Source organism: Nonomuraea rhodomycinica (genome assembly GCF_013363995.1).
Lineage (GTDB): Bacteria > Actinomycetota > Actinomycetes > Streptosporangiales > Streptosporangiaceae > Nonomuraea > Nonomuraea rhodomycinica.
The window spans coordinates 573,718-585,224 of the sequence record NZ_JABWGO010000001.1 but is presented as its reverse complement, the minus strand read 5'-3'; the positions used below and the strand labels follow the sequence as shown (position 1 = coordinate 585,224).

Annotated in this window: 11 protein-coding genes; 5 read left to right on the top strand and 6 right to left on the bottom strand. The window is 73.6% G+C overall.

What is annotated here, in order from left to right:
- Nucleotides 1–11: 11 nt before the first annotated feature.
- Both HT134_RS02805 and HT134_RS02800 read left to right on the top strand, forming a co-directional pair.
- Nucleotides 12–1,025: a LacI family DNA-binding transcriptional regulator gene (locus HT134_RS02805; protein ID WP_246363521.1), complete on the top strand. Its 1,014-nt coding sequence runs from the start codon at nucleotides 12–14 to the stop codon at nucleotides 1,023–1,025.
- A 57-nt stretch (nucleotides 1,026–1,082) separates the two neighbouring features.
- Complete coding sequence (locus HT134_RS02800; protein ID WP_175598657.1) at nucleotides 1,083–1,607, top strand: hypothetical protein; 525 nt, start codon at nucleotides 1,083–1,085, stop codon at nucleotides 1,605–1,607.
- Between the two features lie 24 nt (nucleotides 1,608–1,631).
- On the opposite strand, the gene HT134_RS02795 is transcribed toward HT134_RS02800, so the two are convergent.
- Nucleotides 1,632–2,255, bottom strand: a complete 624-nt coding sequence (locus HT134_RS02795) for a TetR/AcrR family transcriptional regulator (protein WP_175598656.1) — start codon at nucleotides 2,253–2,255, stop codon at nucleotides 1,632–1,634.
- An 80-nt stretch (nucleotides 2,256–2,335) separates the two neighbouring features.
- Between HT134_RS02795 and HT134_RS02790 the strand changes: the two genes are divergently transcribed.
- On the top strand, nucleotides 2,336–3,022 hold the full coding sequence (locus HT134_RS02790) for an SDR family oxidoreductase (RefSeq protein WP_175598655.1): 687 nt from the start codon (nucleotides 2,336–2,338) through the stop codon (nucleotides 3,020–3,022).
- A 33-nt stretch (nucleotides 3,023–3,055) separates the two neighbouring features.
- Here HT134_RS02790 and HT134_RS02785 read toward each other — a convergent pair whose 3' ends face one another.
- From HT134_RS02785 to HT134_RS02770, 4 genes are all read right to left on the bottom strand, one after another.
- Nucleotides 3,056–3,505 carry a DUF6292 family protein gene (locus HT134_RS02785; protein ID WP_175598654.1) on the bottom strand — a complete coding sequence of 150 codons (450 nt, stop codon included), beginning with the start codon at nucleotides 3,503–3,505 and terminating at the stop codon, nucleotides 3,056–3,058.
- A gap of 120 nt (nucleotides 3,506–3,625) precedes the next feature.
- Nucleotides 3,626–4,450, bottom strand: a complete 825-nt coding sequence (locus HT134_RS02780) for a PIG-L family deacetylase (protein ID WP_175598653.1) — start codon at nucleotides 4,448–4,450, stop codon at nucleotides 3,626–3,628.
- A 100-nt stretch (nucleotides 4,451–4,550) separates the two neighbouring features.
- The gene (locus HT134_RS02775; protein ID WP_175598652.1) at nucleotides 4,551–6,080 is read right to left on the bottom strand and encodes an acyl-CoA synthetase; all 1,530 of its coding nucleotides are present in this window, start codon (nucleotides 6,078–6,080) and stop codon (nucleotides 4,551–4,553) included.
- A 92-nt stretch (nucleotides 6,081–6,172) separates the two neighbouring features.
- Nucleotides 6,173–8,512 carry a beta-xylosidase/alpha-l-arabinosidase gene (locus HT134_RS02770; protein WP_175598651.1) on the bottom strand — a complete coding sequence of 780 codons (2,340 nt, stop codon included), beginning with the start codon at nucleotides 8,510–8,512 and terminating at the stop codon, nucleotides 6,173–6,175.
- A gap of 301 nt (nucleotides 8,513–8,813) precedes the next feature.
- On the opposite strand from HT134_RS02770, the gene HT134_RS02765 reads away from it, so the two are divergent.
- Nucleotides 8,814–9,821 carry a LacI family DNA-binding transcriptional regulator gene (locus HT134_RS02765; RefSeq protein ID WP_175598650.1) on the top strand — a complete coding sequence of 336 codons (1,008 nt, stop codon included), beginning with the start codon at nucleotides 8,814–8,816 and terminating at the stop codon, nucleotides 9,819–9,821.
- A gap of 40 nt (nucleotides 9,822–9,861) precedes the next feature.
- Here the strand turns inward: HT134_RS02765 and HT134_RS02760 are convergent, their stop codons facing one another.
- A complete protein-coding gene (locus HT134_RS02760) occupies nucleotides 9,862–10,371 on the bottom strand; it encodes a GNAT family N-acetyltransferase (RefSeq protein ID WP_217707154.1) in 510 nt (169 codons plus the stop codon).
- A gap of 284 nt (nucleotides 10,372–10,655) precedes the next feature.
- Here HT134_RS02760 and HT134_RS02755 point away from each other — a divergent pair, with 284 nt between their 5' ends.
- Entirely contained in the window at nucleotides 10,656–11,468 is an 813-nt protein-coding gene (locus HT134_RS02755; protein ID WP_175598648.1) for a hypothetical protein, read from the top strand.
- The last annotated feature ends 39 nt before the right edge of the window (nucleotides 11,469–11,507 follow it).

Genomic DNA, 11,507 nt, shown 5'->3' with positions numbered 1-11,507 from the left:
CCATGGTCGGAATGCGGCGCCCCACGATGGCAGACGTCGCCCGCGAGGTCGGTGTCACCGCCAAGACCGTGTCGCGGGTGCTCAACGACGACGGGCCCGTCGCGGTCGAGACGCGCGAGCGCGTCATGGAGGCGGTGCGCAAGCTCGGCTACCAGCCCAACCTCATGGCCCGCAACATGCGGGTCGGGGCGCGCGACGCGGCGATCGGGCTGGTCATCCCCGAGATGGGCAACCCGTTCTTCGGCACGGTCGCGGGCGGGGTCGAGAGCGTCGTGCGCCCGCGCGGGCTGACCCTCATCGTCGGCTCCTCCAGCGAGACGGCCGAGCTGGAGCGTTCCCTGGTCGCGACGTTCCTGGCGCGCCGGGTCAGCGGGCTCATGATCGTGCCGTCGGCCGCCGGCGACCACCGGTACCTGCGGACCGAGCGGGCCGCCGGGCTGCCCATCGTCTTCCTCGACCGGCCCGCGGTCGGCATGGCCGCCGACCACGTCGTCAGCGGCAACCGCGAGGGCGCCCGGGAGGGCGTGGCCCACCTCGTCGCCCACGGCCACCGCCGGATCGGGTTCGTCGGCGACCTGCCCGCGGTCCTCTACACCCGGCGCGAACGCTTCCAGGGCTACCGCGACGCGCTGGCGGCGGCGGGCCTGCCGTTCGACCGGGCACTCGTGGAGAGCGGCCACGACCAGGAGGCGGCCAGCGCGGCCGTGGTCCGGCTGCTCGCCCTGCCCGACCCGCCGACGGCGCTGTTCGCGGCCAACAACTTCGCCTCCATGGGCGCGGTCGTCGCGCTGGCCCGGGCCCGGCGGCGCGACGTGGCGCTGGTCGGGTTCGACGACCTGCCGCTGGCGGAGGTGCTGGAGCCGCCCCTCACGGTCGTCGCCCAGGACCCGGCCGCGATCGGCACGGCGGCGGCCGAGCTCGTGCTGTCGCGCCTCGACGGGCGGCCGTCGCGCGCCGCCCACCGCGAGCAGATCCCGACCCGGCTCATCGCCAGGGGGTCGGGCGAACTGCCCCCGTCCCGGTGAGGCGGGGCTGCGGTGGGATGGTCGGGGAGCGGGCGCGCCGGGTGGGAGGTCGCTGACGTGGGGGAGCGGTTCCGGGACCCGGGGTGGCGGCTGTGGCACTTCGCCCGGGAGATCCTCGTGCGGTGCCCGCGCTGCGACGGCCGCGCGCTCGTGGCGGTCCACCCCGACCACCGGGAGCGGCACGCGTACGCCGTGGGCTGGCTGACGGCGCCCCACCGGCTGACCTGCGGCGGGTGCGGGCGCTGCGCCGACCGGGCGCCCTCCCGCTGGGAGCCCGGCCGTGGCGACCCGTACTTCACCTCGGGCGGCCCGTACGCGGTGCCGCGCCTCGGCGGCCCGGACGACCCGTACTTCGGGCTGCCGCTGTGGTTGCGGCGGCCCTGCCGCGGCGGGACGCTCTGGGCGTACAACCTGGCGCACCTGGACGTGCTGGAGGCGTACCTGGCGGCGCCGCTGCGGGAGCGGCCGGTGACGGCGGGGTCGCAGACGATGCTGGAGCGGCTGCCCGCCTGGATGAAGGCGGCGGGCAACCGCGAGGAGGTGCTGGCCGCCGTCCACGCGCTGCGCGCCTCGGCGTCCTGAGGCGCCGGAACCGGGGGCCCGGCGTCAGGACATCGGGCCGGAGGGCTTCGACGCGGCGCCGGTGCCGGGAGGCGGGGCGGAGACGGCGCGCAGGAGAAGGCCGGTCAGCTGCCGCCCCACCGGCTCCCCCAGAGGGGCGTGGTCCAGCATGAGCCGGTACCACAGCAGCCCGTACACCATGTCGATGAGCAGCTCCCGGTCCACGTCACCGGGGATCTCGCCGCGAGCGGCGGCGCGGTCGAGGATCTGCCGCAGCGCGGCGCGGCGGCTGAACAGGAACCGGTCGCGGAACGCCACGGCGAACTCCGGGTCGAGCAGCGCCTGCGCCATCAGCCCGGTCAGCACCCGCCGCAGGCCGTGCTCGCGGAACGTCGCCGTCAGGAACGCGTCCAGGTCGGCCTCAAGCGTGCCCGCGTCCGGTGCGACGACGATCTTCTCGGCCCGTTCGATCAGCGCTTCCAGCACGACGTCCGCCTTGGAGGACCACCAGCGGTAGACCGTCTGCTTGCCCACCCCGGCGCGCGCGGCGATGCCCTGCATGGTCAGCGCCGCGTAGCCGTGCTCGTCCAGGTCGAGCATCGCCGCGTTGAGGACGGCCTGCCGCGCCGCCTCGCTGCGGGGCCGCCCCGGGCCCCGTTGATCCGTCATGGCCTCACTTTACAAGACGTCGTGTCTCGGATTAGTCTGACGACATATCGAGACGCTGTGTCTACAAAAGGGGGCGCGCGATGCGCGTTGTCATCATGGGTGGGACCTCCGGCATCGGCCTGGCGACGGCCGAGCGGCTGACGGCCGACGGCGCCGAGGTGATCGTCACCGGCCGTGACCCGGAGCGCCTGGCCGCCGTGAAGGACCGGGTGGCCCAGGCCGAGGCGGTGGACGGCATGGACGAGGAGCAGGTCGCCGCCTTCTTCGACCGGACCGGCCCGGTCGACCACCTCGTGCTCGCGTTCAGCTCCGGCGGTGGCGGCATCCGGCCGGTCACCGAGACCGGGGCGGAGGACGTCCGGGCGGCGTTCGAGGGCAAGCTGTTCGGCTACCTGTCGGCGATCCGGCACGCCAAGGTGACCGAGTCGATCGTGCTCGTCTCGGCGGCCTCCGCGCGGGCGGCGCTGCCGGGCACGGTGACGCTGGCCGCCGTGAACGGGGCGATCGAGCGGATGGTGCCGCCGCTGGCCGCCGAGCTGGCGCCGGTCCGGGTCAACGTGGTGTCGCCCGGGGTGATCGACACGCCGTGGTGGTCGTTCCTGCCGGAGGAGGCCAGGCGGGAGCAGTTCGCGGCGATGGCCGGCGGGCTGCCGGCCAAGCGGGTCGGCCGCGCGGACGACGTGGCCGAGGCGATCCGCTACCTCATCGGCGCGACGTACGTGACGGGCACGATCCTGCCGGTGGACGGCGGCTTCACGGTCGCCTGAGCGCCGGTGCCCATGGCCGGTCCGGCGGCGCGCTCACCCGGCGGGCGGATACGTGGCGAGCAGCCTTTCCAGGTCCGCGTCGTCGTCGGCGCTGCGGCGGAGCCGCGGCCCCTGGCCTGTGCCGAGAATGAGCTCGTCGGCCAGGAACTGCCTGACGACGTGGGCGACCTCGGCGGGCTCCGGCACCAGCCCCAGGCCGAGGGCGTAGTAGGTGTACGCGGTCGAGTGCAGGTGGCCGACGGTGTGGACCTCGTGCAACGCCCACCCGCGCTCCTCGTCCCATTCGAGCCGGAGAGCGTCGGCGTCCGCCAGGCTCGCGGCTTCCCAGTGGAAGTCGCTGTCGAGACGGATCACCAGAACCCGCCTGGGCGGACCCGGCCGCTCGACGGCGACGGCGCCGCCGTTGCCCAGGCCCGTCTCCGCCAGTTGGGCGGCGACGGCCTGGACGTAGCCGCGCGGGTCGGCGCGGTGCTCTGACCTCACGTCGTGATCATGACACGACCGGCCGGGTCCGCGTCGCGGCGGGCCGGAGCCCGCCGGGCACGTGCCGCGACCGCGCGGGGCACGCGCCGCGACCGCGCCGGGGCACGCGCCGGACGCGGGTTACGGGCGCAGGCCGGCGAAGAGGTCGTCCTCGTGGTCCGGGGTGTCGACGCGGCTGCGCACCAGGGTGAACGACTCGTGCGAGAACGCCTCCTGCTGCGTCTCCTCCGGCATGCTGAGCAGGAAGATGTTGTCGCCCTGGCTCTCGTGCGCCTGCAGCGCCTTGAACTTGCGCTCCACCCACGGCGCGACCTCGACGACGGTCGTCACCAGCTCGTCGGGGGTGCCGAAGTCGTCGGACGGCTGGAAGTCGCCGAAGTCGACCCCGGACTCGGCCATCAGCTCGAACATCCGCTTGATGGCCGCCCGCGGGATGGCCGTGTAGTAGAGCTTGTCGGGGATGCCGGTGGCCTCGACGGCGGCCACGGCGACGCGGTGGGTCTGCACGTGGTCGGGGTGGTTGTAGCCGCTGCCGCCGGTCTCGTCGTACGTCACGACGACCTGCGGGCGGTAGCGCTCGATCAGCTCGGCCAGCCGGGCCGCGGCGGCCTCGACCGGGACGTTGGCGAACGCCTCGGGGTGCTGGTTGGTCTCCCAGCCCTCCATGCCGGAGTCGCGGTAGCCCAGCAGCTCCAGGTGGTCGATGCCGAGGTGGGCCACGGACTCGCGCAGCTCCTCCAGCCGCCGCTCGGCCACCGCCGCGTCGTCGTGACCGGCCTCGCCCGGCTTGACGCCGCCCGGTCCGTCGCCCTGCTCGCCGTTGGTGCAGGTGACGAGGACCGTGCGGATGCCCTCGTCGGTGTAGCGGGCGAGCACGCCGCCGGTGCTCAGACACTCGTCGTCGGGGTGGGCGTGCACGGCCATGAGGGTGAGTTGCCGATCCATGGGAGCGACCCTACTCCCCGGCACCGACAACCCGCGGCCGAGTCGTCCGTCCCGGCCGCGAAAGATCACCGCTCCCCACGCCGGCCCGCCCGGCCGGTCGTCACAGGACGGTGGCGCGGAGCTCGCGCTTGAGGACCTTGCCGCTGGCGTTCTTCGGCAGGGCCTCCACGAACGTCACCCGCTTGGGCGTCTTGAACGGCGCCAGCCGCTCCCGCAGGAACGCGATCAGCTCCTCGGCCGTCAGCGCGGCTCCCTCGCGCAGCACCACCGCGGCCGTCACCGCCTCGATCCACCTCTCGTCCGGCACCCCGAACACCGCGGCCTCGGCCACCGCCGGGTGCCCGTAGATGGCCTCCTCGACCTCGCGGCTGGCGACGTTCTCGCCACCCGACTTGATCATGTCCTTCTTGCGGTCCACGACCGTGAGGTAGCCGTCGGCGTCCATGACACCGAGGTCGCCGCTGTGGAACCAGCCGCCGCGGAAGACCTCGGCGGTCTTGCCGGGGTCGTTCCAGTAGCCGAGCATCGCGTGCGGGCTGCGGTGCACGATCTCGCCCACCACCCCGGGCGGCACCGGCCGGTCCTCCTCGTCCACGACGCGCGTCTCCACGTTGAGCGCGGGGCGGCCGGCCGAGCCGAGGCGGGTGAGCTGCTCGTCCGGGCCGAGGATGGTGGCCACCGGCGCCATCTCGGTCTGGCCGTAGAAGTTGAACAGCCGCACCTCCGGCAGCCGCGCGGCGATCTCCTTCAGCACCTCCACCGGCATGATGGACGCCCCGTAGTAGCCCTTGCGCAGCGACGACAGGTCGCGCCGGTCGAAGTCGGGGTGGCGCAGCAGGGCGATCCACACGGTCGGCGGGCAGAACAGCTTGGTGGCCCGCTCCGCCTCGATCGCGGCCAGGACGGCGGCCGGGTCGGGACCGGGCAGGACGACGTTCGTGGCGCCCAGGTAGACGCCGGGCGTGAGGAAGCAGTGCAGTTGCGCGCAGTGGTAGAGCGGCAGAGCGTGCACCTCGACGTCGTCGTGGCGCATCTCGCCGTCCACCACGCACGTGACGTACTGGGCGATCAGGCTCCGGCTGGACAGCGCCGCGCCCTTGGGCCGCGACTCGGTGCCGCTGGTGTACATGAGCTGCACCGGGTCGTCGTCGGCGATGTCCACGTCCGGCTCGGAGTCGTCGCCGTGCGCCACCCACGCCTCGAACGGCTCCCAGCCGCCGGAGGACGTCCCGGCGCCGATGACGCCGCGGACCGCGACCCGATCGGTGACGGCCTCCCGCGCCACCGGCAGCAGCGCCTCCTCCACGAGGATGCCCGTGGCCCCGGAGTGCTCCAGGATGTAGCCCACCTCGGCCGCGCCGAGCATGAAGTTGACCGGCACGGAGATCGCCCCGAGGCGGGCCAGCGCGAAGTAGGCCACCACGAACGCGTGGTTGTTGTGGCTGAACACCGCGAACCGGTCGCCCTTGCCCACGCCGCGGGCGGCGAGGGCGTTGGCGGTGCGGTTGACCACCCGGTCGAGGTCGGCGTAGCTCTGCCTCAGCCCGCCGTACACGATCGCGGTCTTGGCGGGGTGCCGCGCGGCCGTGCGGCGCAGGAGGTCTCCGATGGCATGCCGGCGAGTGGTCATCCGCGCACATCCTCACATGGGGCCAGAACGATGTTCGGCGATCCTAGCCTCCCGCGCGGGCCGCGTCGCGGCCTACGGCCCGGCGCCCGGGGTCACGACGGGTCCTCCGTGGCGGGCCGGTCGGCCAGGAGGCGAACGCTGACCTCGGTGAGCCGGCGTTCGGCGCCGGTGACCTCGTACACCGGCCCCGTGATCGTGACCGGCCGCTCGGCGACGACGTCGGCGGCCGAGCGGCGCACCGAGACCACCACCTCGCCCGGCTCGACCACCCGCCGCCCGTCCCGGCCGGTGAACGCCAGCAGCCGCAGCGGCACGTCGAAGCCGACGCGCGCGGCCTGGCCCGGCTCCAGCTCGACCCGGGCGAACCCGACGAGCTGGGCGAGCGGCCGGGTGACCGAGGCGACGGTGTCGGAGGCGTACACCTGGACCACCTCCGCGCCCGGCCGCCCGCCCGTGTTGCGGACGGTCACCGCGCAGCGGATCGACCCGCCGGCGGCGGGCGCGCTCTCGTCGGCGGTCAGGCCGGAGTAGGCGAAGGCGGTGTAGCTCAGGCCGTGGCCGAACGGCAGCGCCGGCGCCGGGTCGATGTTGCTCACGGAGCTGGCCGCGCCGAGCCGCGGGTGCAGATAGCTGTACGGCTGGCCGGCCGCCGAGCGCGGCATGCTCATGGGCAGCCGGCCGGAGGGGTTGACCGCGCCGCTGAGCACCCGGGCGACGGCTCCCGCGCCCTCCTCGCCGGGGAAGAACGCCTGCACCACCGCGGCGGCCCGGCCGAGCAGGCCGGGCACCGCGTACGCGCGGCCGGTCAGGAGCACCACGACCACCGGCGTGCCGGTGGCGAGCACGGCCTCGGCCAGCTCGGCCTGGGCGCCGGGCAGGTCCAGCGACTCCACGTCGCAGCCCTCGCCGGAGGTGCCCCGGCCGAACAGCCCGGACCGGTCGCCCAGCACGAGGATCGCCACGTCGCAGGAGGCGGCCAGCCGGGCGGCGGCGGCGATGCCCGTGCGGTCGCCGTCGTCCACGCCCGTGCCCCGCTCGTGGAGCACCTCGGCCTCCGGCAGCTCGGCGCGCAGCGCGTCGAGGAGCGTGGGGGCCTCGATGCCGGGCGCGACGTCCGGGAACCGCGGCAGGACGTGGTTGACGAACGCGTAGCAGCCGAACAGCGCGGCGACGCTGTCCGCGTTCGGCCCGAGGACCGCGACCCGCCGCCCGGCCGCGCCGCCGAGAGGCAGCACGCCGTCGTTGGCGAGCAGCACGACCGACTCCTCGGCCAGCCGGCGCGCCACCTCGCGCGACGCGGGCGGGTCGAGGTCCACGGGGCCGGACGGCTCGGGCTGGTAGTCGTCGTCCAGCAGGCCGAGCGCGGCCTTCTGGGCGAGCACGCGGCGCAGCGCCCGGTCCACCAGGTCCTCGGGGACGTGCCCGGCCAGCACGGCCCGCTTCAGCGGCTCCAGGTAGGCGACGCCGGTGGGCAGCTCCACGTCGATCCCGGCGGTGAGCGCCTGGACGGCCGCGTCCCCGGCGTCGGCCGCCACCGCGTGCAGGGTGTGCAGGAACGCCACCGCGAAGTAGTCGGCGACCACGGTGCCCTCGAACCGCCACGCGTCGCGCAGCACCGCGGTCAGGTACGTGGGGTCGGCCGCGACGGGCACGCCGTCGATCTCCGCGTACGAGTGCATGACCGAGCCGGCGCCCGCGTCGCGCACCGCCACCTCGAACGGGAACAGCAGCGTGTCGGCCACCTCGCGGGGGCCCGCGTGGACCGGCGCGAGGTTGCGGCCGGCCCGCGAGTTGCTGTAGCCGACGAAGTGCTTCAGCGTGGCGATCACGCCCGCCGACTGGAGCCCCCGCACGTACGCCGCGCCGACCACGGCGACCTCGTACGGGTCCTCCGAGACGCACTCCTCGACCCGGCCCCAGCGCTGGTCGCGGATCACGTCGAGCACCGGGGCGAGACCCTGGTGGACGCCGAGCGCCGCCATGTCCTCGCCGATCCGCCGCGCCATCCGCTCCACCAGGCCGGGGTCGAAGGACGCCCCCCACGCGGGCGGCACCGGGTAGGTCGTGGCCCGCCAGGCGGCCAGGCCGGTCAGGCACTCCTCGTGGGCCAGGGCGGGGATCCCCGGCCGGGTGCGCTCCATCAGCCAGCGCTGCCGCTCGGCGAGCCGCGCGCTCGCCCACCCGGGGTCGACGGGCCGGGTGCCGAAGTGGCGGGTGACGTGCCCGAGGCCGTGGCGGGCGAACGTCTCGAACTCGACGTCCTCGCCCTGCATCGCGTCCTGGAGCGGGGCGACGACGCCCTCCTCGCGGTCGACGTCCAGCCAGACGCCGACGAGCTGGGCGAGCTTCTCGTCCAGCGACAGCCCGGCCACCAGCTCCTCTACCCGCCGCGACCGGCGGCCGTGCAGGCTCTGCGGGTCCGCGGCGTTCACCGGTGTCCGTCCTCGTGGAACCTCATGGTGCGGCCATCTCCCATCAGGCGGGCGCGACCCGGCGGCGGGGACGGGGACGCGCGGAGGTGCGAAGGGTTTCGGGAAGAGGCAGAGGGTTCGGAAAGTTTCTGGCCAACTTTCTGAACAATTTCCGTGACTTTTCCGTCGCGTCACGCTAGGCTCCCGCTCGTCAGCGTGTCAATACTCGCGGCCCGCCGCGCCCCACGCCGACCGGCCTCGCTCCGCGGGCAACCTCGCCCCAGCGGACTTTTCCCGAAATATTTCGGTCACAGGAGGTCCCGTGCCACGAGCCACGCTCGCCGACGTCGCCGCCGCCGCCGCCGTCTCGGTCCCGACCGTCTCCAAGGTCCTCAGCGGCAGGAAGCACGTCTCGGCCGCCACGCGGGAGAAGGTCCTCGACGCGGTCCGGGCCCTCGGCTACGAGGCGCCCCGCCCGGCCGGCGCGCCCCGGGCCGGCCTGGTCGACCTGCTCATCGGCGGCCTGGGCTCGCCCTGGGCGCAGGCCCTCATCAGCGGCGCCGAGCGGGCCGCGGCCCGCTGGGGGTTCTCCCTCGTCGTCACCTCCTCCGCGCGGCCCGACTTCGACCTGCGCCAGTGGCTCGGCATCCTGCGCAGACGCGGCACCGACGGCATCGTGCTCGTCCTGTGGCGGGCCGGCCAGGAGGAGGTCACCGCCATCCAGGAGCTGCTGCGCGTGCCCCTGGTGCTGCTCGACCCGGTCGGCCAGGGCGACCCCCGGCTCTCGACGGTCGGCGCCACGAACTGGTCCGGCGGCGTCATGGCGGCCACCCATCTGCTGGAGCTCGGGCACACCCGCATCGGCTTCGTCGGCGGGCCCCGCGACGTCCGGTGCACGCTCGACCGGCAGGAGGGCTACCTCGCCGCGCACCGCACGTTCGGCATCGAGCCCGACCCCCGCCTGACCCGCTTCGGCGACTTCCTCGTCGGCGGCGGCAAGGAGCGCGGCGGCGAACTGCTCGACCTGCCCGAGCGGCCCACCGCCGTCTTCGCGGGCTCCGACCTGATGGCCGCCGGCGTGTACCAGGCCGCGGCCGAGCGCGGCATCCGGGTGCCCGGCGAGCTGTCGGTCGTGGGCTTCGACGACGCGCCGGTCTGCGAGACCATGTCGCCCCCGCTCACCAGCGTCCGCCAGCCGCTCGGCGACATGGCCAACGAGGCCATCCGGCTGGTCGCCGACGAGCTGTCCCATCCCGGCGAGTCCACCGGCACCCGGATCGAGCTGGCCACCACCCTGGTCGTCCGGGCGAGCACGGCCAGGCCGGCCTGACGTCCGGTGTCCGGAACGCCCCTGCCGTGCTGGAGCCGCCTCACAGGCGGCGCGCCTCACCCGGGGCAGGACGGCGGGTGCAGGGCCGCGGCGCCTCCCGCAGATCCTTGACCAGGATGTGGCAGACGTCGGCCAGCGCCTCCACGCGCCCGTCCGGCCGGAACACCTCCCGTGTGGTCGGCACCGGCGGGTACGGCCAGTCGCGGTAGCCGCGCCGCCGGTACAGCGCCCGGGCGCGATGGTTGTCCAGGTCCACCCCGAGCGCCACCCGCGCGTGGCCCAGCTCGCTCAGCCGCCGCTCGGCCACGTCCATCAGCCGGCTCCCGATCCGCCGCCCGCGGTGCTGCGGCGCCACCCGCAGATGGACGATCAGCGGCACTCCCGGCAGCCGGTCACGGACCTCGGGCTCCTCGGCGGGCGCCAGCCACAGGTACACGTGCCCGACCGGGGTGAAGGCGCGCCAGGCGACCAGGAGCACGCCGTGCCCGGCTCGCTGCCGGGCGAGGTGGGTGACGAAGTACGGCTCCTCCCCGAGGGCGCCCGCGAGCAAGGGAAGATCCTTCTCCGCGGCCGCCCGAATCCGGACATAGCTCATACGTTCACGATCGGCAGGTCAATCGGTTCACAACAAGCGCCTAGCGTCAATCTGTCAGGTCACGCCGAAGGCCGCTGATCGCGCTTGGCAGATTTCGCGGGAGTGGCGCGACCGTCAGTATTTGCCTGGAATCTTATGGCTGAGCGGGAAAGTTCGGTATAACGTGTTGCGTTGAGATCAAATGAATCGCGGGGCGCGGGTACAGGCCAGGGTCTATTGCCCAAGACGGGTGATGAGTGATGGACGACCTTCGTGATGTGGCGATCAACCTGACGGCGGCCCTCATCTTCTCACTTCTAGGTTTCTTGGCGGGCGTATCCCGTGGACTGGTCAGGCACTACCGGAACAGAGTCGCGAACAGCTTCTGGAGGCGGCTCGGGGATGGCGGGGTCCGCGTTGTCATAGCGCCGCATCGTCGGCGATCCCATGTCGCCTGGGAGCCCTCTGGACTGTATGGGGCCGGTGACGTAGAGGCCCTCGCCGAATTGCAGCGGATCAGGGCGGTCCTGCACCTCCCTCTGGCGCGTCCAGTGTACGGGGCCGATATCGGCAGGAACGACATCCACGGGAATCTCATCCTCATCGGCGGCCCCGATGTGAACCAGGTCACCCGCGACGCGCTCGACGGACTTGGCCGGATGAGGCGCGTAGGGCTGGCCTTCCAGGGAGGCGGTCGGACCGCCGTGCGTCTTCACGACACCCGAAATCGTCGTACGTACATCGCGAAGCGAACGCCGGGACATTTCTTTCGCCGTGGAGAGGTCGTCGTCGACTACGGCATCATTGTATTCGCCGAGAACCCGTTCAACCCGCGCAGGCGCATGCTCATTGTTGCCGGAGGATATGGGTACGCGACGCTCGCCGGCCTCAGGATCCTCGACGACAAGCGTTTTCTCGCTCACCCCGTCGTAAGGTCGGGCAAGCCTTTCGAGTGCCTGCACGAGGTCAATGTGGTGTCGGGTGAAGTGGTGAAACCCGAGGTCGAGCAGTGGGACGTCCGGTCCTTGCCCCTGCTCCATGGCTCTTCAGGGCCCGCAGCGTCCAACAGATGAGGCGCGAGAAGGCGCCCGCCGCAGCGCGGCAGGCGCCTT